The organism is Arthrobacter sp. P1_B9 (assembly GCF_056406495.1).
Map to the genome: position 1 here is coordinate 126,054 of NZ_JBFUAA010000003.1, position 20,553 is coordinate 146,606.

The window sequence follows — 20,553 nt, forward strand, 5'->3', positions numbered from 1 at the left end:
TCAGCGCAGCCGGCGTCAGCCCAGGACCGCGATGGCAATGGCGATGTAGTGCGCGGCGAAGGCAAAGACCGTCAGCGCATGGAACAGTTCATGAAAGCCGAAGTGTTCATAGCTGAAATTCGGCTTCTTCAGCGCATAGAACACGGCTCCCGTGATGTACAGGACCCCGCCGACGCAGATCAGCACCGCCGAGGCAGCGTTGGCGGCGAAAAAGTCCGGCAGATAGAACAGCGAGCCGCAGCCGAGTGCGATATAGATCGGCACATAGAGCCACCGCGGGGCATTGGTCCACAGCAGGCGGAACAGCACACCGAGGATGGCCCCGGACCAGATCACCCAGAGCAGCACTTCGGCTTGCTGCCGGTCCAGCAGGGCCCAGGCGAGCGGCGTGTAGCTTCCGGCGATCACCAGCATGATGTTCGTGTGATCCAGCCGCTTCAGGACGATCTTCACACGCGGTGACCAGTTCCCGCGGTGATAGACGGCACTGACGCCGAACAGCAGGACCCCGGTAACGGCATAGACGGCGCAGGCCACCTTCAGGTCCGGCGGCGCCAGGATCACCAGCACCAGCCCGGCGGCCAGTGCCAGCGGGGCGGTGACGGTGTGGATCCAGCCCCGCCATTTGGGCTTGATCATCAGCAGTTCAGCCAGGCGCACCGCGGCGTCGTCCACCGGGGTTGCCCGCTTCGCCGGAGGCTCCGGCCGGGGCTCCGGACTGTTGCTTTCCATGCCGTAATAGTAACCTACGCCCTAGTAAGTTACCGGTGAGTAACAAGCGGTCCGGGGCTGTCCTGTGACGGAGCTGCACCCGGCACGGCCCTCCGGCAGGTAGCCTAGGATGTGCACTGAACAAGTACCTCAAGGAAGCCAGGTGAATCTCCGGATGGAAATGCCCGGATTCCTCTACGGCTTTTACGAGCGCAAGCTCCAGCGCTCCCTCGATCCTGACCGGATCCCGCGCCACGTCGGCGTCATGGTCGACGGCAACCGGCGCTGGGCCCGCCAGTTCAACGCCCCCACGAGCCAGGGCCATCAGGCCGGCGCGGACAAGATCCACGAATTCCTCGGCTGGTGCCAGGAGCTGGGCATCAAGGTGGTCACCTTGTACATGCTGTCCACGGACAACATGAACCGCTCCGGCGAGGAACTCGACCTCCTGATGGGCATCATCGCCAACACCCTGGACCGGCTGGACGAGGACGCCAACATCTCGGTTCACGCCATGGGCGCCCCCGAGCTGCTGCCGGACTACCTCGCCGAGCGGCTGAACAACCTGACGGCGCGCACGCCCGCGCAGGAGAGGCTGCACGTCAACGTCGCCGTCGGCTACGGCGGACGGCGGGAGATCGTCGACGCCGTCCGGGAACTGCTGCACGACGCCGTCGCCCGGGGAGCGGACATTGGACAATTGGCCGATGAACTCACCGTGGATGACATCTCGCGCTTCCTCTACACCCGGGGCCAGCCGGATCCGGACCTGGTGATCCGGACCTCCGGGGAGCAGCGGCTGTCCGGATTCCTCATGTGGCAGAGCGCGTACAGTGAGTTCTACTTCTGCGAGGCCTTGTGGCCGGCGTTCCGCAAGGTGGATTTCCTGCGTGCCCTGCGCGACTACGCCGGCAGGCAGCGCCGCTTCGGCGCCTGAGCGGTTCACGCGGAGTTCACAAGACGGCAACAAGAATCGCCGAAAAATTATCGGACAAACCGGCCCCCGGAGACGTACGTTAATCCCATCGGCAGGCAATTCGCCGGCCGATCGGGGAGGCCAGTACATGGAGCGGATTTTCGCACCGGGTGTATGGGAGGCCGCGTCCGGCCTCCAGGCCGAGCCGCCTCACCAATAACAATTCCGGGCATTGGCCCGGGGCTGGAGTCGATGTGGCTATTTCTGAGCAACTGCCCGACGTCATTTCCGATCAGGGACAGAAAGCTACCTCTCGCGCCAAGCGAGCCACCTCAAAGACCGGTGCAGCGGATTCCGCGGCGGCCGGTCTTGCTGTTTCCGGGGAAGGAACAGGGAGCCGGGGCACGGCCCGCAGTTTCGTGATCGATACCTCCGTCCTGCTCTCCGATCCGCGGGCCCTCCTGCGCTTCGCCGAGCACGAGGTCATCCTGCCGATCGTTGTCATCACCGAGCTCGAAGGAAAGCGCCACGACCCGGAGCTGGGTTACTTTGCGCGCAAGGCCCTCCGGCTGCTCGATGACCTGCGGCTCGAGCACGGCGGCCTGGACCGTCCCATCCCGCTCGGCCCCGACGGCGGCACGCTCATGGTGGAGCTGAACCATATCTCCGCCGAGGTGCTGCCCGCCGGGTTCCGCGGGGTGGACAACGACAGCCGCATCCTAGCGGTGGCCAAGAACATGGCCAACGAGGGCCGCGACGTGACGGTGGTGTCAAAGGACCTGCCGATGCGCGTCAAGGCCTCGGCCATGGGGCTGCTGGCCGACGAGTACCGCAATGAACTCGTCAAGGACTCCGGCTGGACCGGCGTCGCCGAGCTCGACGCGGGCGAGGACGAGGTTGCCACCTTGTACGGGCACGAGCCGGTATTCATCCCGGCGGCGGCCGAGATGCCGACCAACACCGGGCTGGTCCTGCTGTCCAGCCGCGGCTCGGCCCTCGGACGGGTAGGGGCGGACAAACAGGTCAGGCTCGTCAAGGGCGACCGCGACGTCTTCGGACTCCACGGCCGCTCGGCCGAGCAACGGTTGGCGATCGACCTCCTGATGGACCCGTCGGTCGGCATCGTGTCCCTCGGCGGCCGGGCCGGCACGGGCAAGTCCGCACTGGCCCTGTGCGCCGGTCTCGAAGCCGTCCTGGAGCGCCGGGAGCACCGCAAGGTGATAGTCTTCCGCCCCCTGTACGCGGTGGGCGGCCAGGAACTCGGCTACCTGCCCGGGTCCGAAGCGGAAAAGATGAACCCGTGGGCGCAGGCGGTCTTTGACACCCTGGGCGCGCTGGTCAGCCAGGAAGTGGTGGAGGAAGTGATGGACCGGGGCATGCTTGAGGTCATGCCGCTGACGCACATCCGCGGACGCTCCCTGCACGACGCATTCGTGATCGTCGACGAGGCGCAGTCCCTGGAGAAGAATGTGCTGCTGACAGTGATGAGCCGGATCGGCCAGAACTCCAAGATCGTCCTGACGCACGACGTCGCCCAGCGGGACAACCTGCGGGTGGGACGGCACGACGGCGTGGCGGCCGTCGTCGAGACCCTGAAGGGACACCCGCTGTTCGGCCACATCACCCTCACCCGCTCGGAGCGCTCGCCGATCGCAGCCCTCGTGACGGAGCTGCTGGAGGGGGCGGAGATCTAGCCTCCCGAGGTTGGGGGCCGTGGTCCGGTTCGCCGGACCACGGCCCTTCGCCGTGGTTGGGTACGCCGTGCAGCGGTCCTTCGCTGTGGTCGGGTAACCGTGGTTGGGTTCGCCGGGCAGCGGCGTCCCGCCGTCGCTTAGACACCTCCCGTCGCTGCGCTGCGGTCGCTGGGCGACCTTCGCTTCGCTTTGGTCGGCGATGCGCTCCTTAGCGGGACACCGCTGCCCCGCGATGGTGAGACGCCCACCAGCCGGGTCGCCGTCTTTCGTAGAGGAGCGCATCGCGGCGCATCGGATCCCCGGAGGTCGCCCAGCGACCGCAGCGGGTCCCATGCGTCGTGTCTAAGCGACGGCGAAAGGTGGCGGTCCGGCGAACCCAACCACGGCACCCGCAACCACCGCAACCCAGCGACGGGAAGCGACAGGAGGCGTCTGAGCGACGGCGGGCGCCGCGGCCCCGCTGGGGCTATTCGTGGATGCCCAGGAATTTGGCCGTGGGTTCGTGGCCTTTTACCTCGAGCTGCCAGTCGGGGCGTTTGAAGGTGGCGGGGGTGAGGCGGACGTTTTGGACCTCCTGGGCCTTGCCGCCCCAGGCGGCGCGGGTGACGCCGTTGAGCTCGTAGCCGAGGGAGCGTGAGACGCCCAGGGACTGCTGGTTCCAGGCGGCGGCCTCGGATTCCGCCACTTCGGCGCCGAGCCAGTCGAAGGCATAGAGGGCGACGGCGGCACGCATTTCCTTGCCGATGCCGCGGCCCTGGACGCTCTGGCGGAGCCATGAGCCTGTGGTGACCGTCTTCAGCGTGGCGAAGTCTTTGGCCTCGACGTCCTGGCATCCGACGAATTCGTCCTCGTGCCAGATGCCGAGCAGGAGGGTCCAGTCCTGCGGTGTCATGTTCCCGCGGCACCGCCAGTACCACTGCGCCATGTTCGGGCCGAGCTCCTCAGCGGGGGATTCGGCCCAGGGCCTGCTGAAGGGGCTGCGGCCCGGCTCGTGCACGCCGCTCAGGGCGGCTGAGACCGCGGCCGGAATGTCCGCGTCGCGGATGGGGCGCAGCTGAAGACGCGGCGTGGTCAGGCTCAATCCGAAAGGGGGCCAGTAGTCGGCGGGTTCAGTCATCGGCGAAGCCTAGCGGTGCCGGCGGGCGGATGCGAGTCACGGCCGGGCTACTCCGCGGGGACGTCCCAGCTGATGTGGCGCCGGACGTCCGTGAGGTTCATCGATTCGGCCAGGAACAGGTCATCGAGCATGTATTCGTCGACGCCCAGGATGCGGAGCCAGTGCCCGTAACCGTCCTGCTCTGAGCCGGCCCCGGGCGCGTCCAGCCAGCGGCTCGCAACGCAGACGCCCGTGCCGGCGTCAATCCTCAGCAGTGTGCGTCCCGGACGGCATAGCGGGGCTCCGGGATCGGCGGGACGGTAGGAGAGGTTCGGGCTGACCGTCGATTCCAGGGCCGGCCGGCCCTCGTGGTCTACCTCCGTGATGGGGCCAAGCTCGACGGCGTTGGAGTTGGGGAACTCCAACGGGACGGGGGCGTTCCCCGCAAGCTCCACCGGGTCCAGGACGGCGGCGAACCTGCCGTTGCCGAACGACGGCTCGCCATAAGCTGCCTCCGGGCGGCGGCGCACCAGCCCGTCGTCGTCGTACACCGGCGTAACCAACTGCGGGGGCAGGAGCCAGGTCTTCCTCGTGGAGCTGATATAGAAGCCGCCGCGGGAATCATTGATGCCGGTGGTGCTGCCGATGACCAGTCCGTCGGCAGTCTCCAGCCGCAAGGCACCGGGCCGGCGCAGCCACCCCCTGACGAGGTCGCCGGGGGAGGGGGCGGCCGGGGAAACCGCGGAAACCGTGAGCGGCCGGTCCAGGTACTCGAACCTCAGCGACTGCCACTTCCAGGGCGATGACCGGCACAGGTTCCGGAAGGCCGCGGCCTTCTCCGCCGGGCCGCGGGGCGCGTCCGGCCCGCGCCGGTTCGTGCTGTCCCATGCGGCCATATCCACAGTTTACGCGCGGGGACCGCCGGGCCGGACGAATATCAAGTAGCATCCGAGGGTGATCGAACGACTCGGCACCCTGGGCGCCGCCAACCCGCTGGCTTTCTGGCTTGCCCTGGCTGCGTGCGCGTATTTCTTCGTGATGGCCGCTCGGCTCACGGTCATTGACGTCCGGCACCACCTGCTCCCGGACAGGATCGTCTTTCCCTCCTATGGGATCGCCGGAGTCCTTCTGCTGGGCGCGGCGGCCAGCCAGTTGCTTCCCGGCGGGCAGGACGTGGCCGGCACAGCCGACGCCGGGGCTTTCGGCATTCCGGGGCTCCGTGTCCTGGCCGGCGGGGCAGCCCTCTGGCTTTTCTACTTTCTCCTGCACGCGGTATATCCGCCGGGAATGGGATTCGGCGACGTGAAACTCGCGGGCGTCCTGGGAATGTACCTGGGATTCCTGGGCTGGGGGCACGTCATGGCGGGGACCTTTGCGGCGTTCGTCCTCGGCGGGCTGTGGAGTCTCGGATTGCTCGCCGCACGGCGCGGGACGCTGCAGTCGGCCATTCCCTTCGGGCCCTTCATGCTGGCCGGCACGGCCGCCGCCATGCTGCTGCCGGCCGCCGGATAGGCCGACTGCACGGCCATCCCGGCCTGCCGGAGCCGACCGGCCGGCACGCGGCAGGGGCGCCGCACCCCCAAAGGTTGCGGCGCCCCTGCTGGCACTCACCGGCTGCTGCCGGGCCGTCTCCGGACCGTCAGTTTCCGGACACTCAGCCGCGCAGGCGGGTGAGCTCGTCTTCGTGGCCGGACCCACCGGTGTTGCCGTGGGCTGAAAGCCCTTCCGGCCCCGTGGACTCCGCGGCGTCGGCGGCGTGGCGGGTTGCCGCCCGTTCCGCCTCGAGCCGCTCGGCTTCCTCGCCGCCGACTGCTTCGCCGCGGGCCACCATGCCGGCGGTGTCCGACAGGGGGATCTGCTTGAGGGTCAGGGCCAGAATCAGGGCGATGACCAGGAAGGGCAGCAGGTACCAGAAGACGGGGGCGAGCGAGTCCGCGTAGGCGTTGACAATCGCGTCCTTGAGCTGCGCCGGGAGCTGGCTGAGGACCTGGGGGTCCATCGTCCGGGTGGACTGCGACGCCTGCTCAGCGGACGCCCCGGCGCCGGTAAAGGCATTGGTCAGGGACTCGGAGAGCCGGGTGGTGAAGATGGAGCCGAACACCGCGACGCCCAGGGATGCGCCCACCTCGCGGAAGTAGTTGTTGGTGCTCGTGGCCGTGCCGATCTGGTCCGCCGGCACCGAGTTCTGGACCACCAGGACAATCACCTGCATGATCGAGCCCAGACCGGCGCCGAAGACGAACAGCTGCACGCAGATGACCCAGATGGGCGTGGCGGCCGTGAGCGTGGTCAACCACAGCATTGCCGCGATGGTCAGGGTGGCCCCGAGGATCGGGAACATCTTGTACTTGCCGGTCTTGGAAATGCGGATGCCGGAGAAGATGGCCATGCCCATGAGTCCCACCATCATGGGCAGCATCAGCAGGCCGGATTCGGCGGCGGAGGTCCCGGAGGACATCTGCAGGAAGGTCGGGACGAAGGCGATCGCCGCGAACATGCCCAGCCCGAGGGTGAAGCCGATGGCGGTGGAGTTCACGAAGATGCGGTTCTTGAACAGGCTCAACGGAATGATCGGGTCCTCGGCCCGGCGCTCCACCAGGATGAAGGCCGTAGCGGCGAGCACCAGCCCGGCGCCGAACGCCCACGTCAGCGGGGAATCCCAGCCTTCGTCCTTCTTGCCGCCGAAGTCGGTGAAGAAAATCAGGCACGTGGTGGCCGCGGAGAGCAGCAGCACGCCCAGGATGTCGATCCGCTTCTCGGCCTTCTTGTTCGGCAGCGTCAGGGTGAACCAGGCGATGGTGAACGCGGCGATGCCGATCGGGATGTTGATGTAGAAGGCCCATTCCCAGGTCAGGTGGTCCACGAAGAAACCGCCCAGCAGCGGTCCGGCGACGGCGGAGAGGCCGAAGATTGCGCCCAGCGGGCCCATGTACTTGCCGCGCTCCTTGGCCGGAACGATGTCGGCGATGATGGCCTGGGACAGGATCATCAGGCCGCCGCCGCCGAGGCCCTGGATGGCGCGGAAGACCACGAAGCCCCAGAAGTCGGTGGCGAGGGCGCACCCGACGGAGGCGAGGGTGAAGAGCCCGATGGCGATGAGGAACAGGTTCCGGCGGCCCAGGATGTCGCCGAACTTTCCATAGATGGGCATGACGATGGTGGTGGCGAGCAGGTAGGCCGTGGTAATCCAGGCCTGGTGTTCCACGCCGCCGAGCTTGCCGACGATCGTCGGCATGGCGGTGGAGACGATGGTCTGGTCAAGGCTGGAGAGCAGCATGCCCGCGATGAGGGCGGAGAAGATGATCCAGATGCGTTTCTGGGTCAGCAGCAGCGGCTCGGCTGCTGGTTTGGTGCTGACGGCGGCGCTCATTGCGCTCCTTCGGAAGGGTTGGGCTGGACTGTATTTGACTCGACTCCGTCGAAGTGGACTGTGTCGAACTGGGACATGGTGAACGGCAGGGAGAAGAGCATGCGGGCTGCTGCAATGTTTTCCAGCAGCAAGTCCTTGTAGGGGCGGGCGTTGCCCTCGGAGAAGTAGTCGGCGCTGGTTTTCCTGGCGACGTTTCCGAGGAGGACCACGGCCATGCGGACTACGGGATGATCGGCAGGTACGCCTTCCCTGGCCGCGAGCAGCCGGGCAAAGTCGGCCTCGCGTGCCTCGGTGGCGCCGATGATCTTCAGCATCAGCTGGGGCTCCTTCTTGATCACCCCGATCAGCTGGCGGGTCTCTTCCTCGGAGCCGCTCATCCGCTCTGACAGATCAAGGGACAGGCGCACGAGGTCGGCGAGGAGTGAGGCCGAGATTTCCCCGGCGGGCGAACCCGCGCCGCCCGCCATGAACCGGGCCACCACCTCTTCCGGAAAGTCGTCGTCGACGTGGCCCAGGATCGCATCTTCCTTGGCAGGGAAGTAGTTGAAGAAGGTCCGGCGGGAGATGCCCGCGCGCTCGCAGACTTCCTCCACGGTGTAGCCGCTGAGGCCGCGTTCGGCGGTCAGGGAACGCGCGACGGCGGTGATCGCCGCCCGTGTTGCGGCCCGCTTGCGCTCGCGGAGGCCGCCCGAAGTAATTGCACTGTTTCCCATGAAGTGTATTTTTGCACTAAATTATAAATAGTGCAAAAGAAAACTTTGGGCTGTTTACGTTGTTTGGGCTGTTGCCGGCAATAATGTCGCTGCCCGGCCGTAGCCTGCTCCTGTCCAGCCATACCGCTGGCAACAGGTGGCCCGCGACGAGGCAGAAGCGCCGTCGGGGCCGGAAATGGGGAAGCATGACAGATTCAGCCCTGACGCACGTGTACGTCCTCCTGGACCGTTCCGGGTCGATGAGCGCCATCGCCGATGACACTGTGGGCGGGTTTGCGGCGTTCATCCGCGAACAGCGGGCAGTGGCGGGCCGGTGCCGGCTGTCGCTGGCGCAGTTCGATGACACCTACGAGCGCGTCTACGCCTCGGTGGACATCCAGGACGTGCCGGCCCTGGACCTGCAGCCGCGGGGCAGCACCGCCCTGCACGACGCCATGGTCCGGCTGATCGGCGAAGCGGGTGCGGAACTGGCGGCCCTTCCGGAGGACGAGCGCCCCGGCACTGTGCTGGTGGCCGTGCTGACGGACGGCCACGAGAACTCCTCGCGCGAGGCCACGGGCGAGCTGGTCAAGGCCCTGGTCCAGCGGCAGCAGAGCCAGTGGGGCTGGCAGTTCACGTATTTGGGCGCCAACCAGGACGCCGTATTGACCGCCGGCGGCCTCGGCATCCGCGCCGAAGACGCCCTGACCTATGCCGCCGGGAACGTCGATGCTGCCTTCTCCGTCCAGTCCGCCAAGACGCGGCGGTTGCGGGAGGCACGGATCGGCGGTGCCAGCATGGCGGATGCCGCGGCCGCGGCGGCGTACACGGCGCAGGAGCGGGAGGCCGCCGGCGGGGAACCGCCCAGCGTCTAAGTTCTGACCTGCGGTGCAGACATGCCGACGGCCGGCACCCTTCCAGAAAGGATGCCGGCCGGCGGCGCTTGTACTCTTCGGGGGCGGCGCCGCCCGGAGCCGTTAGGCCTTGTGCGGCGGGCGCGTCATGGACATGACGTCCAGGGCGGTGTCCAGCTGCTCCTCGGTCAGTTCGCCGCGCTCGAGGAAGCCCATGGAGACGACGGTCTCACGGATGGTCAGGCCCTCGGCCACGGCCTTTTTGGCGATCTTGGCGGCGTTCTCGTAGCCGATGAACTTGTTCAGCGGGGTCACAATCGACGGCGAGGCCTCGGCGAGGAAGCGGGCGCGCTCGACGTTCGCGGTGATGCCGTCGATCATCTTGTCGGCCATGACGCGGCTGGTGTTGGCCAGCAGGCGCACGGATTCAAGGAGGTTGGCGGCCATGACCGGGATGCCGACGTTGAGTTCGAAGGCGCCGTTGGTGCCGGACCACGCGATGGCGGTGTCATTGCCGATCACCTGGGCGCAGACCATGATGGAGGCTTCGCAGATGACGGGGTTGACCTTGCCCGGCATGATCGACGAGCCCGGCTGCAGGTCCGGGATGGCGATTTCGCCGAGGCCGGTGTTGGGGCCGGAGCCCATCCAGCGCAGGTCGTTGTTGATCTTCATGAAGGAAATCGCGATGTTGCGCAGCTGGCTGGACGCTTCGATGAGGCCGTCCCGGTTGGCCTGGGCCTCGAAGTGGTCGCGGGCCTCGGTCAGGGGCAGTCCGGTGTCGGCCGCCAGCAGTTCGATCACGCGCTCCGGGAATCCGGCCGGCGTGTTGATGCCGGTGCCCACGGCGGTGCCGCCAAGCGGGACCTCGGCGACGCGGGGGAGGGCGGCGTTGATGCGCTCGATGCCGTAGCGGACCTGCGCGGCGTAGCCGCCGAACTCCTGGCCCAGCGTGACGGGGGTGGCATCCATGAGGTGCGTGCGGCCGGACTTCACGACGTCCTTGAATTCGGTGGCCTTGCGCTCCAGCGACTCCGCCAGGTAGCCGAGAGCCGGGATCAGATCGTTGATAAGGGCGGACGTGGCGGCGACGTGGACGGACGTGGGGAAGACGTCATTGGAGGACTGCGAGGCGTTGACGTGGTCGTTCGGGTGGACAACCTTGTCGCTTCCGGCAGACGTGAGGGCACGCGTGGCGAGCTCGGCGATGACCTCGTTGGTGTTCATGTTCGAGGACGTGCCGGAGCCGGTCTGGAAGACGTCAATCGGGAAGTCGCCGTCGTACTTGCCGGCCGCAACCTGGTCGGCTGCGTCGGCAATCGCCTGGGCGAGCTCGCCGTCGAGCACCCCCAGTTCTGCGTTTGCCTGGGCGGCGGCCTTCTTCACCCGTGCCAGGGCTTCGATGTGGGCGCGCTCCAGGGTCTTGCCGGAGATGGGGAAGTTCTCGACTGCCCGCTGCGTCTGTGCGCGGTACAGGGCGTTCACGGGAACGCGGACTTCGCCCATCGTGTCGTGTTCAATGCGGAACTCTTCGGTGTTCAACTCATCTGTGGAAGTCATGGGGCTAGCTTATTGGGAGTAGGAGTCCCACCGAAAACCGTGAGCAGGCTGCGACGGCCGGGCGCCGGGGTTTACAGCCTGCCGATGCTGGAAACGAGATCGGCCCGGCCGTCAGCCAGGCTGTAGGCGAGGCCGATCACGGCGGTGCGGCCGCTGTCGACTGCGCCCGAAATCACCCGGGAACTGTCCACCAGCCGCTGCGAGGTCTGCTTGACGTTCTCGACCACCATGTCGTTGACGTCGGTCTGATTGTTACGCAGCGAGGTCAACACGGACGGGGTGATCCGCTCCACCAGGCTGCGGATGAAACCGACCGGCATCTGGCCGGTTTCCACGGCGTTCTTGGTTGCAGTGACAGCACCACAACTGTCGTGCCCCAGGACGACGATCAGAGGGACGTCCAGTTCGCTGACGCTGTATTCCAGCGAGCCAAGCACGGCGTCGTCGATCACCTGGCCGGCGGTGCGGACCACAAAGGCGTCCCCGAGGCCGAGGTCGAAGATGATTTCGGCGGCAAGCCTGGAGTCGGCGCAACCGAAGATCACCGCGAAGGGGTGCTGGTTTTCAACCAGCGACGAGCGTCGCGACGCGTCCTGGTTGGGGTGTGAGGACGTGCCGGCGACAAAACGCTTGTTGCCTTCACGGAGACGCTGCCAGGCGAGTGCGGGAGTCAGATAAGTAGCCACGTGGCTACTTTACGGTGAAGGGCTGGCCGAAGGTGAAACTGTTGCGCCTGGCGTGCTGGACGATGCCCCGGCGGGAGGGTTGCTTTCGAGCGACTTCACCACGGCGGTGGCCAGGGCGGAGAACTCCTCCAGCGTCGCGGATCCGGAGAGGATGACGGTGGTGCCGCGATCAGTCAGCACCATGGATTTCTCGCCCTTGCCGGTGTCGCGCAGTTCCCAGTCGCGGCCGCCGGCGTTGCGGGTGCCGGTCACGGGAGCGTTCTTGGTCTGCTGCAGGAGCCAGGTGGGGTTGGCCGTGCGGGTCTGCACGAGGGCGATGAAGGATTCCTTGGGCGTCAGGTAGCCGACTTCCCAGGCGGGGACGCCGCTGCCGGCGCCGGACTCCCAACGGGCGTAATTGGCGCGGAATGTGTCGCCGGTATCGGCCGCCACGGGTGTGAATCCCGCCACACCCGCCGCGTTCTGCGCGGTGGCGCTGACATTGACGTTGGGCCGGTAACCGTCGGTCTTCGGAGACGGATTCATGAGGACGATCGGCAGGAACGCGGCGATGCTCACCACCAGGGCGATGATCATGCCCATCACGGAGGCGTTGGCGCGTTTGGCCGCCGCGGCGGCGATGACGGGCTTCACGGGCGGCTGTCCGGAAGGGGCCGGGTCTGCCGCGGGGGAGCTGCCAGCCGGCGAACCGGGGGCGGCGGGGGAAGCGTCCTGCAATTCACTCACCCCTCTATAGTCGCGCATGTCCGGGCCGATCTCACATTCGCGGCGCAGCGGCCCCTCCGGCGGTGAAGTGCGTCACGCGCCGGTCATCCCATGACCTTCCGGGTCCGCCCCGACTATGATCAATATCAGACGAATCACCGCGACGGATCGATCCTGGCCGTACGGGTTCAACGACCGCCACTCGAAGAAGAGGTTCACGTGACACCAGCGCCCATGTCCCAGAAGTACTCCACGCTTTCCCCGTCGCTCGCCGTCGGGATCGATGAGCCTGACCGCAACCTCGCGCTGGAACTTGTCCGCGTCACGGAAGCCGCGGCCATCGCCGGCGGCCACTGGGTGGGTTTCGGCGACAAGAACAAGGCCGACGGCGCCGCCGTGGACGCCATGCGCTCCTTCCTGCAGACCGTGCACTTCAACGGCGTCGTTGTCATCGGTGAGGGCGAGAAGGACGAAGCCCCGATGCTGTTCAACGGCGAGCACGTCGGTGACGGCACCGGCCCCGAGTGCGACGTCGCCGTCGACCCCATCGACGGAACCCGGCTGACCGCCCTTGGCATCAACAATGCCCTGGCCGTCCTGGCCGTGGCCGAACGCGGCTCCATGTTCGATCCCTCCGCCGTGTTCTACATGGAAAAGCTCGTCACCGGCCCGGAAGCGGCCGACATGGTGGACCTGCGCCTGCCGGTCAAGCAAAACCTGCACCTGATCGCCAAGGCCAAGGGCGTCAAGGTCAACCAGCTCAACGTCATGATCCTGGACCGCGACCGGCACCGCCCCCTCGTGGAGGAAATCCGCGAAGCCGGCGCCCGCACGAAGTTCATCATGGACGGCGACGTCGCGGGGGCCATCGCCGCTGCGCGTGCCGGCACCGGAGTCGACGCCCTCATGGGCATCGGCGGAACCCCGGAAGGCATCGTCGCGGCCTGCGCCATCAAGTCCCTCGGCGGCGTCATCCAGGGCCGCCTGTGGCCCACGAGCGACGAAGAGAAGCAGAAAGCGATCGACGCCGGCCACGATCTGGAGCGCGTGCTCTCGACCAACGACCTCGTCTCCAGCGACAACTGCTACTTCGCGGCCACCGGCATCACCGACGGCGACCTCCTCAAGGGCGTCCGCTACTCCAAGGACAAGGTCCTCACCCAGTCCATCGTGATGCGCTCCAAGTCCGGCACGATCCGCTTTGTCGACGGCGAACACCAGGCCAGCAAGTGGGAAGGCTACGCCCGCAGGAGCTAGCACCTGAACGGCAACACTGAACTGCACGATAGAGCACAGCGAATCCCGGGCCGCCTCCGCGGTCCGGGATTCGTCGTCTTAAACCAGGTGCATGATGACGTGTCTATTGCGGTGCGGCGGCCGGGGCCCGTGGGATTAGATAGGGTGGAGCCATGACGTGGCTCGTAACTGGCGGTGCAGGATATATCGGTTCTCATGTGGTTTCCGCTTTGCGCGGTGCCCGGATTCAGCCGGTGGTGATTGACTCCCTCTCCAGCGGGCACCGTGAGTTCGTGCCGGCCGATGTGCCGTTCATCCATGGCAGCATCCTCGACGCCGACCTCGTGGCCCGCACGCTGCGGGAGCACGCGGTGACCGGGGTGATCCACCTGGCCGGTTTCAAGTACGCCGGGGTTTCCGTCCAGGAGCCGCTGCTGACTTATGAACAGAACGTCACGGGCACCGCGCAACTGCTCAAGGCCATGGAGCTCACCGGCGTCGACAAACTGGTGTTCTCCTCGTCCGCGGCTACCTACGGCACGCCCACCGGCGACATCGTCACCGAAGCGACGCCCACCAACCCGGAATCGCCCTACGGCGAGAGCAAACTCATCGGCGAGTGGCTGATCCGTGACCAGGGCCGGGCCCGGGGCCTGAGCCACACCTCGCTGCGGTATTTCAACGTGGTCGGCTCAGGTGCGCCCGAGCTTTACGACACCAGCCCCCACAACCTTTTCCCGATCGTGCTGCGGGCGCTCACGGCCGATAAGACGCCGCGCATCAACGGCATCGACTACAACACGCCGGACGGAACTTGCGTGCGCGACTACGTGCACGTGGCGGACCTGGCCACCTCGCATGTGGCCGCCGCCCAGGCGCTCGAGGCGGGCAAGCCGCTGGAGCGGGTGTACAACCTCGGATCCGGGGACGGGCTGTCCGTGCGCCAGATCATGACGGCGATGGCCGACGTCACGGGGATCGATTTCGAACCCGAAATCGGTCCGCGGCGGGCGGGGGATCCGGACCGGATCGTGGCCGACGGCACGCTGGCCGCCCGCGATCTCGACTGGAAGATGCGGCACTCCGTGGAGCAGATGGTGGCCAGCGCCTACGACGCCCAGCGGCACGCCATTACGGCCAACTAACGCCCCCACCAACACCGGCCACCGGGAAACAGCGGCCCGGCTGGCCGGGGCGACCCGGTGGCCGGTGCCGCCTGCTGGGCCCTTAGCGGTTTGCGAGGGCCCGGGACCGGGCGCGCAGCTTCTTCGCGAGCTGGGCGCCTTTGCGGGCCAGCTGGTAGCTGCCGTAGCGCACCTTCCGGACCGGCAGGTCCCACGTTCCGGGATACGCGATCCCGCGGCCCCCGAACGACTTCTTGAACGCCGTGAACCCGGCCCATTTGTGGTCGGGCTGGTCCTCCGGCGCCACGCCCCAGAGATCCACGTGCTTGAGGCCCTTCGCCTGGGCGTCCGCGATCAAGGTGACAAGCAGGGGGATGCCCGCGCTGAGTTTGCGGTGGGTGTCGTCCAGGGCGGCGTGCGCGTAGGTCCGGGTGTCGGCCGAGTCGTAGGCCAGGGCTGCGGCGATGGGGTGGCCGTCGAGCTCCGCGATGAACAGCGTCGCCGCGCCGGCCGGCATCAGCGAGAGGGCCACCTGGGTCAGGTATTCGTCGCTTTGCGGCTTGAAGCCGTTGCGGGCGGCCGTCATGTGCAAGAACTCCAGGAGGACGGCGATCTCTGCCGGATCCTGGCTGGAGCGGAAGCTCACGCCCTTCTTGTGGATGTTGCGGAACAGGTTCCGGTTCGCCGGCTTCATATCCGCCAGGACGTCCTTGAAATCCCGGTCGAGGTCCACAATCCAGCTGAGCTCGGGCTGCTGGCTGGCCGGGGCCGGCTGCAGGCCGCGGCTGCGGAGTACCGAGTCGGCTTCGGCTGCGGTGAATCCTGCGGTGACCGGCTCAACCCGGACAAACACGGCCCCGCTGGTCCGGGCGAGGTCCGTCAGGGCCGCCAGTGCGGCGTCGAACGCTGCCAGTGACTCGGCGACCGGGCCGTACGGGGAGTACAGCAGTTTACCGGCCGGATTGGATTCCTCCACCGCTAGGAAGCGCCACCCGGGCCCGGACTGTTCGTGGACGGTGCGTCCCAGCGAACGCTGGAACTGTGCCCACTGCGGGCTCTGCAGGAAATAATCCATGGTGTCAGGCTTCCAATGCGGTGGTGACGGCAAATGCCAGGGCGGGGCCGGTGGCGCCGGAGACGGCGTGGACATTGACCGGCGCCTCGGCGGCGGGCAGGAAGGCACTGGCGCCCCTTTCCAGCCGGAGCTCTCCCTTGGGGGAGTCGAGGCGGACGGAGCCGTGGGTGACAATGACGACGGCGGCACCGGACTGCGCCAGCGGGACGGGCTCCGCGCCGGGCGCCACAACAATTCGCTGCAGCTGGAATTCCCGGAACGGCGGGCGGAAGAGTTCCTGGCCCAGCATGGTGGTCTCGGCGGGGAGCATGGGCACGTCGACGGCCTCGAACGCCACGGTCTTCAGCAGTTCCGGCACGTCGACGAATTTCGGCGTGAGCCCGCCGCGGAGCACGTTGTCCGAGGACGCCATGACCTCGATGCCGAGGCCGTGCAGGTAGGCATGGACATTGCCGGCCGGGAGGTACACGGCCTCACCGGGGGCGAGGGAAATCCGGTTCAGCAGCAGGGAAATCAGCACTCCCGGATCTCCGGGGTACCGGCCGTTCAGGCTCACCGCGGTGGACAGTTCCGCCTCGTGCCCGGCCATCGGGGCACCGGAGACGAGAGCCGCAACGATCGTCGCCGTCGCCTCGGCGACGTCCCCGCCGCCGGAGATGAGGCGTTCGAAGGCGGAGCGCAGGGCCGCGGGTTCGTCCGGCCGCGCCAGGTCCTCGAGCAGTTGCGGGACCAGCGGCGGCAGCTCCAGCCCGGCGAGCTCGAAGCACGCCGCCAGATGCTGGAAGACCGCACGGGATTCCGCGGCCGGCCGGAACCCGCAGAGGGCCTCGAACGGAGTCAGCGCGAAGATCATTTCGGGCTTGTGGTTATCGTCCTTGTAGTTGCGCTCCGTCGCGGCGGGGTCGACGCCGGCGGCTTCCTCGCGCGCGAAGCCCTCCCGGGCCTGGGCGAGCGTCGGGTGCACCTGCAGGGACAAGGGCGCCTCAGCCGCGAGGACCTTGAGCAGGAACGGCAGGCGCGGACCGAAAGCGGCCACGCTCGCGCTGCCCAGGCAATGTTCCGGATCCCCGGCGATCAGGGCGTCCAGCGGCAGCCGTCCGCCGTCGTGCGGTGCGGGTGCGTGCGGGCCGGCACCGCCGGGCGCCGGCGTCAGCGCGACGGACGGGGAGCCCGGGTGGGCGCCGATCCAAAGCTCCGCTTCAGGACCGCCGGAAGCCGGCCTGCCCAGCAGCCCGGCGATGGCCGTCGGGGAGCCCCAGGCGTAGGGCCGGAGGACGTTCTCAAGTTCGTACATGGCCTGGTCCCTGTCTGATCAATGAAATGTCTCGTCAAAGAAATGTGGTCGCACTGCTGCGGTCAAGGCTGCTGCCGGGGTTAGAGCGGCGCGCACTGTCCGTTGGTGGCGACGAGGTCGCGGATGGACTGTTCGTCGCCGTTGCGCTTGAACTGGTTCAGCATCTCTTCGGTGATCTGCTCGCCGTCCGGCGTGGTGGTCACGGGGGTGAAGTCCGACGGCGCGGGCGGGGGATCGGCGGCCGGGACGGGGCCGGCGGCGGAGACCGGCCCGGCGGCCGTTCCGGGCTGCAGGACCGCATCGTCAGGTGCGGCTGCGGCGCCGGCGGACGGGCTGGCCAGCAGTTTGGCCACCCGCGCGTGGATGACGTCGAAGTCCGGGGACGTGGAGAAGGCGGCGTCGAAGTCCGGCGGACCGATGGTCAGGCGGCTGACGTCCTGTCCTTTGGCCTTCATGGCCAGGTCCACGAAACTGCCGAGCTGGCCGGAGGAGATGTTCGACTCGACCACCTTGGTGCCGGCCTTGGCGATGTCCTCGAACTTGGCCAGCAGTGTTGCCGGGTCGAGCTGCTTCAGCATCGCCTGCTGCACGCACTGCTGGCGCTGGATGCGGGCATAGTCGTCCACGAATTCCCGGGACCGGCCGTACCAGAGGGCGTGGAAGCCGTCGAGCGTCTGGTCTCCGGCCGGAATCCAGCCGTCCGGCATGCCGTGGATGCCGTTGGCCTCATCCACCATCGGCCCGCTGATGGGGACCCAGCCGCCGGCCTTGATCCGGATGCCGCCCATGGCGTCGATGAGCTTGGAAAAACCGTCCATGTCCACGAGCACGTAGGCCTGGACCTTGATGCCCAGCGTTCCTGACACCGCTTCGAGGGTGGCCTGCGCCCCGGGGTCGGCCACCCCGGGATAGAGGTCCTGGTGCTGGTTGGTGACCTCGGTGTTGATCGCGTTGATCAGGCATTCGTCGCCGCAGTTGTAGCCATCCGGGTACACCTGGCGCATCGGCGATTCCGCGCTGAACTGGGCGTTCTGGAGGTTGCGGGGCACGGAGATGATCGCCGTGCTGCCGGTCTTGGCATCGACGCTGATCACCGAGAGGCTGTCCGGGCGGCGGCCTGTGCGGTCCGCTCCGGCGTCGCCGCCCATCATCAGGAAGTTGTACCGGCCATCGGACGGCTCAAGGGTGGGGCCGGAGCCGGAGAAGATGCTGCCGATGGCGTTGCGGCTGATATTGAGCAGATAGGCCGCGTAGCCCAGGGATCCGCTGCTGAGGATCATGGCCAGCACGAGCGCCAGCACCACCGCGGGACGGATCCTGGGGGCGAGCGTCCCGGGCCGGATCAGCCGCAAGGTGTTCAGGAACAGGGCGGCCCAGCCGATGGCCAGGCAGGCGAGGCCGAGCACCAGCAGGAGCGAGGGCACCGTGCCGGTGAGGAGGTTGATCAGCGTGGAGCGGGACACGAGCAGGAGCAGCAGGGCCAGCAGGGCCAGCGCCCAGACCGTGAAGGTCACGCGCAGCGCGGCCCGTCCAAGCCGGCGGCTGCCCGCGACGGTTTGGGCGCTGCCGGGAACCAGCAGCGTCATGAGGATCAGGACGAACGCCCGCTTGGTGAGCACCGGGGACGGGGCGCCGGAGGGGTGCCGGACCGGGTCGCCCAGTGCCCGCCCGGACTGCTCAGGGCGGTGCGTGGGGGCGTAGCTGCTGCTCATGCCGGGATTCCTAATGGCTGCCTTAATTGCCGCTACGCGGGGTGACGTTTCCGGCGGCGAACACTTCGCTGACCTTGTGCCGGAGGTTCGCGCCCTTCCGGGTTGCGACGTCGTTCAGCTCCTGGGCGAACTCCAGGAGGTCCGCCCGGAGCTGGACTGCCAGTTCGTCCGTGCCCGAGGCCAGCATGCGCACGGCCAGGAGGCCGGCGTTGCGCGCGCCGCCGATCGAGACGGTGGCGACCGGAACGCCTGCCGGCATCTGCACGATGGACAGCAGGGAATCCATGCCGTCCAGGGTCTTCAACGGCACGGGGACGCCGATCACCGGCAGGGGAGTGACCGAGGCCAGCATGCCGGGAAGATGCGCGGCGCCGCCGGCGCCGGCAATGATCAGGCGAAGACCGCGCTCGTGGGCCGTCTGGCCGTAGCGGATCATCTCCGTGGGCATCCGGTGGGCCGAGACGACGTCGGCCTCGAACGGGATTCCAAACTCGGCGAGGGCTTCGGCGGCGGCTTCCATGACCGGCCAGTCCGAATCCGAGCCCATCACGAGGCCCACGAGCGGGGTGCCCGCGCGGGCGCCGGCGAGGGGGTTTCCCGCTTTGTTGGCTTTGGGGCTGGCTGCTGTGCTCATGCGGTCTCCTCGGAGGTTGCCGGCATTGCGCCGGTGTGGGCCCGGCCATTCCGGATGATGTCGGCCACGGTGGTGGCCCGCTGCCGCACGGAGTCGACGTCGGCGGCTGAGGTTCCGACCAGGTTGACGTGGCCGATCTTCCGTCCGGGCCGGACGGCCTTGCCGTAGCAGTGCACCTTCGCGGCCGGTTCGCTCGCGAGGGCGGCGGGGAAGGCGGAATAGAGGTCCTGGTTGGCGCCGCCGAGGAAGTTCTTCATCACCACGACGGGCCCCAGCAGGTCAGTGGCGCCCAGCGGCAGGTTCAGGATGGCCCGCAGGTGCTGCTCGAACTGGCTGGTCACCGAGCCGTCCTGGGTCCAGTGCCCGGTATTGTGCGGGCGCATGGCGAGTTCATTGATCAGGAAGCCTGCGCCCACGCCCGGGGTCTCGAAGAGTTCGACGGCCATGACACCGGTCACGCCGAGTTCGCCGGCGATCCGGACCGCGGCGTTTTCCGCGGCTGCGGCAACATCGACGGAGATGTCCAGGGCCGGGGCAATGACTTCATCGCACACCCCGTCCACCTGGATGGTGTGCACCACCGGCCAGGCCCGTGTTTCACCGTCAGGCGTCCTCGCGACCATGGCCGAGAGCTCCCGGCTGAATTCCACCTTGGCTTCGGCCAGCAGGGGGGACATGGCCTCGAACCAGTCGGCGGAGGCCGCCGCGTCCTCGGCTGAGGACACGATGCGCACGCCCTTGCCGTCGTAGCCGCCGCGGGGCATTTTCAACACCACCGGCCAGCCGGTCTGCTCGCCGAAGGCGACGAGGTCCGCGACATTGGCGACGGAGGCCCATGTGGGGTTCGGAAGCTCGAGCCGGTCGATCGCGGCGCGCATCACCAGCTTGTCCTGGGCGTTGACCAGGGCATCCGGGCCGGGATGGACGTTCACGCCGGCACCGATCAAGGACCGCAGGTGCGCCGTGGGGACGTGTTCGTGGTCGAAGGTCAGGACGTCGAGGCCGCGGGAGAACTCGAGCAGATGCTCCAGGTCCTTGTAGTCGCCGACCGGGGCGTTAGCCACGGCAGAGACTGCGGAGACGTCCTCGCCTTCGGCGAGAACACGGAGCTCAAAGCCCAGGGCGGTCGCGGCAGGGGCCATCATGCGGGCAAGCTGGCCGCCGCCAACAACACCGATTACAGGAAAAGTCACA

The 20,553-nt window shown here is 67.7% G+C and carries 19 protein-coding genes; 6 read left to right on the forward strand and 13 right to left on the reverse strand.

Features of this window, described 5'->3' with window-relative positions; genetic code table 11:
• Positions 1 to 15: 15 nt before the first annotated feature.
• Positions 16 to 732 (reverse strand): PAQR family membrane homeostasis protein TrhA, encoded by a 717-nt coding sequence (trhA, locus tag AC1D1A_RS05600; RefSeq protein WP_230009209.1) that lies wholly within the window; start codon positions 730 to 732, stop codon positions 16 to 18.
• 154 nt (positions 733 to 886) lie between these two features.
• On the opposite strand from trhA, the gene AC1D1A_RS05605 reads away from it, so the two are divergent.
• Both AC1D1A_RS05605 and AC1D1A_RS05610 read left to right on the forward strand, forming a co-directional pair.
• Positions 887 to 1,648: an isoprenyl transferase gene (locus AC1D1A_RS05605; protein ID WP_476947418.1), complete on the forward strand. Its 762-nt coding sequence runs from the start codon at positions 887 to 889 to the stop codon at positions 1,646 to 1,648.
• 233 nt (positions 1,649 to 1,881) lie between these two features.
• Positions 1,882 to 3,321, forward strand: a complete 1,440-nt coding sequence (locus tag AC1D1A_RS05610) for a PhoH family protein (protein WP_028277376.1) — start codon at positions 1,882 to 1,884, stop codon at positions 3,319 to 3,321.
• Between the two features lie 466 nt (positions 3,322 to 3,787).
• Here the strand turns inward: AC1D1A_RS05610 and AC1D1A_RS05615 are convergent, their stop codons facing one another.
• Both AC1D1A_RS05615 and AC1D1A_RS05620 read right to left on the reverse strand, forming a co-directional pair.
• A complete protein-coding gene (locus AC1D1A_RS05615) occupies positions 3,788 to 4,438 on the reverse strand; it encodes a GNAT family N-acetyltransferase (protein ID WP_476947305.1) in 651 nt (216 codons plus the stop codon).
• A gap of 47 nt (positions 4,439 to 4,485) precedes the next feature.
• Positions 4,486 to 5,313, reverse strand: coding sequence for a hypothetical protein (locus AC1D1A_RS05620; RefSeq protein ID WP_476872697.1), 828 nt, complete (start codon positions 5,311 to 5,313; stop codon positions 4,486 to 4,488).
• A gap of 58 nt (positions 5,314 to 5,371) precedes the next feature.
• On the opposite strand from AC1D1A_RS05620, the gene AC1D1A_RS05625 reads away from it, so the two are divergent.
• The gene (locus AC1D1A_RS05625) at positions 5,372 to 5,929 is read left to right on the forward strand and encodes a prepilin peptidase (RefSeq protein ID WP_476947306.1); all 558 of its coding nucleotides are present in this window, start codon (positions 5,372 to 5,374) and stop codon (positions 5,927 to 5,929) included.
• A 142-nt stretch (positions 5,930 to 6,071) separates the two neighbouring features.
• Here the strand turns inward: AC1D1A_RS05625 and AC1D1A_RS05630 are convergent, their stop codons facing one another.
• Together AC1D1A_RS05630 and AC1D1A_RS05635 are read right to left on the reverse strand one after the other, a co-directional pair.
• Positions 6,072 to 7,787 carry an MDR family MFS transporter gene (locus AC1D1A_RS05630; RefSeq protein ID WP_476947307.1) on the reverse strand — a complete coding sequence of 572 codons (1,716 nt, stop codon included), beginning with the start codon at positions 7,785 to 7,787 and terminating at the stop codon, positions 6,072 to 6,074.
• Positions 7,784 to 8,500 (reverse strand): TetR/AcrR family transcriptional regulator, encoded by a 717-nt coding sequence (locus AC1D1A_RS05635; protein ID WP_476947308.1) that lies wholly within the window; start codon positions 8,498 to 8,500, stop codon positions 7,784 to 7,786. Before AC1D1A_RS05635 ends, AC1D1A_RS05630 begins: the two co-directional genes overlap by 4 nt.
• Before the next feature lie 185 nt (positions 8,501 to 8,685).
• Here AC1D1A_RS05635 and AC1D1A_RS05640 point away from each other — a divergent pair, with 185 nt between their 5' ends.
• Positions 8,686 to 9,354, forward strand: a complete 669-nt coding sequence (locus tag AC1D1A_RS05640; RefSeq protein WP_476947309.1) for a VWA domain-containing protein — start codon at positions 8,686 to 8,688, stop codon at positions 9,352 to 9,354.
• A 102-nt stretch (positions 9,355 to 9,456) separates the two neighbouring features.
• On the opposite strand, the gene AC1D1A_RS05645 is transcribed toward AC1D1A_RS05640, so the two are convergent.
• The 3 genes from AC1D1A_RS05645 to AC1D1A_RS05655 form a co-directional block, all read right to left on the reverse strand.
• A complete protein-coding gene (locus AC1D1A_RS05645; protein WP_079553135.1) occupies positions 9,457 to 10,893 on the reverse strand; it encodes a class II fumarate hydratase in 1,437 nt (478 codons plus the stop codon).
• Positions 10,894 to 10,964: 71 nt separating this feature from the next.
• Entirely contained in the window at positions 10,965 to 11,579 is a 615-nt protein-coding gene (locus AC1D1A_RS05650) for a carbonic anhydrase (RefSeq protein ID WP_028277382.1), read from the reverse strand.
• A 9-nt stretch (positions 11,580 to 11,588) separates the two neighbouring features.
• Positions 11,589 to 12,323 (reverse strand): DUF4245 domain-containing protein, encoded by a 735-nt coding sequence (locus AC1D1A_RS05655; protein WP_476947310.1) that lies wholly within the window; start codon positions 12,321 to 12,323, stop codon positions 11,589 to 11,591.
• Between the two features lie 195 nt (positions 12,324 to 12,518).
• Here AC1D1A_RS05655 and glpX point away from each other — a divergent pair, with 195 nt between their 5' ends.
• Both glpX and galE read left to right on the forward strand, forming a co-directional pair.
• A complete protein-coding gene (gene glpX, locus AC1D1A_RS05660) occupies positions 12,519 to 13,541 on the forward strand; it encodes a class II fructose-bisphosphatase (protein ID WP_028277383.1) in 1,023 nt (340 codons plus the stop codon).
• Positions 13,542 to 13,693: 152 nt separating this feature from the next.
• Positions 13,694 to 14,665, forward strand: coding sequence for a UDP-glucose 4-epimerase GalE (galE, locus tag AC1D1A_RS05665; RefSeq protein ID WP_476947311.1), 972 nt, complete (start codon positions 13,694 to 13,696; stop codon positions 14,663 to 14,665).
• A gap of 82 nt (positions 14,666 to 14,747) precedes the next feature.
• Here galE and AC1D1A_RS05670 read toward each other — a convergent pair whose 3' ends face one another.
• From AC1D1A_RS05670 to AC1D1A_RS05690, 5 genes are all read right to left on the reverse strand, one after another.
• Positions 14,748 to 15,719, reverse strand: a complete 972-nt coding sequence (locus AC1D1A_RS05670) for a lipid II:glycine glycyltransferase FemX (protein ID WP_230008873.1) — start codon at positions 15,717 to 15,719, stop codon at positions 14,748 to 14,750.
• A 4-nt stretch (positions 15,720 to 15,723) separates the two neighbouring features.
• On the reverse strand, positions 15,724 to 17,013 hold the full coding sequence (manA, locus tag AC1D1A_RS05675; protein WP_476947312.1) for a mannose-6-phosphate isomerase, class I: 1,290 nt from the start codon (positions 17,011 to 17,013) through the stop codon (positions 15,724 to 15,726).
• Between the two features lie 80 nt (positions 17,014 to 17,093).
• Positions 17,094 to 18,725 carry an LCP family protein gene (locus tag AC1D1A_RS05680; RefSeq protein ID WP_476947313.1) on the reverse strand — a complete coding sequence of 544 codons (1,632 nt, stop codon included), beginning with the start codon at positions 18,723 to 18,725 and terminating at the stop codon, positions 17,094 to 17,096.
• A gap of 22 nt (positions 18,726 to 18,747) precedes the next feature.
• The gene (purE, locus tag AC1D1A_RS05685) at positions 18,748 to 19,359 is read right to left on the reverse strand and encodes a 5-(carboxyamino)imidazole ribonucleotide mutase (RefSeq protein ID WP_476947314.1); all 612 of its coding nucleotides are present in this window, start codon (positions 19,357 to 19,359) and stop codon (positions 18,748 to 18,750) included.
• Positions 19,356 to 20,504: a 5-(carboxyamino)imidazole ribonucleotide synthase gene (locus tag AC1D1A_RS05690; RefSeq protein ID WP_476856644.1), complete on the reverse strand. Its 1,149-nt coding sequence runs from the start codon at positions 20,502 to 20,504 to the stop codon at positions 19,356 to 19,358. The genes purE and AC1D1A_RS05690 overlap by 4 nt, the downstream gene beginning before the upstream one ends.
• Between the last annotated feature and the right edge of the window lie 49 nt (positions 20,505 to 20,553).

Excerpts from the sequence above, each read along its gene's own strand:
- trhA (WP_230009209.1), bottom strand. The coding sequence starts at position 732 with ATGGAAAGCAACAGTCCGGAGCCCCGGCCGGAGCCTCCGGCGAAGCGG.
- AC1D1A_RS05605 (WP_476947418.1), top strand. The coding sequence starts at position 887 with ATGGAAATGCCCGGATTCCTCTACGGCTTTTACGAGCGCAAGCTCCAG.
- AC1D1A_RS05615 (WP_476947305.1), bottom strand. The coding sequence starts at position 4,438 with ATGACTGAACCCGCCGACTACTGGCCCCCTTTCGGATTGAGCCTGACC.
- AC1D1A_RS05620 (WP_476872697.1), bottom strand. The coding sequence starts at position 5,313 with ATGGCCGCATGGGACAGCACGAACCGGCGCGGGCCGGACGCGCCCCGC.
- AC1D1A_RS05630 (WP_476947307.1), bottom strand. The coding sequence starts at position 7,787 with ATGAGCGCCGCCGTCAGCACCAAACCAGCAGCCGAGCCGCTGCTGCTG.
- AC1D1A_RS05635 (WP_476947308.1), bottom strand. The coding sequence starts at position 8,500 with ATGGGAAACAGTGCAATTACTTCGGGCGGCCTCCGCGAGCGCAAGCGG.
- AC1D1A_RS05640 (WP_476947309.1), top strand. The coding sequence starts at position 8,686 with ATGACAGATTCAGCCCTGACGCACGTGTACGTCCTCCTGGACCGTTCC.
- AC1D1A_RS05645 (WP_079553135.1), bottom strand. The coding sequence starts at position 10,893 with ATGACTTCCACAGATGAGTTGAACACCGAAGAGTTCCGCATTGAACAC.
- AC1D1A_RS05655 (WP_476947310.1), bottom strand. The coding sequence starts at position 12,323 with ATGCGCGACTATAGAGGGGTGAGTGAATTGCAGGACGCTTCCCCCGCC.
- glpX (WP_028277383.1), top strand. The coding sequence starts at position 12,519 with ATGTCCCAGAAGTACTCCACGCTTTCCCCGTCGCTCGCCGTCGGGATC.
- galE (WP_476947311.1), top strand. The coding sequence starts at position 13,694 with ATGACGTGGCTCGTAACTGGCGGTGCAGGATATATCGGTTCTCATGTG.
- AC1D1A_RS05670 (WP_230008873.1), bottom strand. The coding sequence starts at position 15,719 with ATGGATTATTTCCTGCAGAGCCCGCAGTGGGCACAGTTCCAGCGTTCG.
- manA (WP_476947312.1), bottom strand. The coding sequence starts at position 17,013 with ATGTACGAACTTGAGAACGTCCTCCGGCCCTACGCCTGGGGCTCCCCG.
- AC1D1A_RS05680 (WP_476947313.1), bottom strand. The coding sequence starts at position 18,725 with ATGAGCAGCAGCTACGCCCCCACGCACCGCCCTGAGCAGTCCGGGCGG.
- purE (WP_476947314.1), bottom strand. The coding sequence starts at position 19,359 with ATGAGCACAGCAGCCAGCCCCAAAGCCAACAAAGCGGGAAACCCCCTC.
- AC1D1A_RS05690 (WP_476856644.1), bottom strand. The coding sequence starts at position 20,504 with ATGATGGCCCCTGCCGCGACCGCCCTGGGCTTTGAGCTCCGTGTTCTC.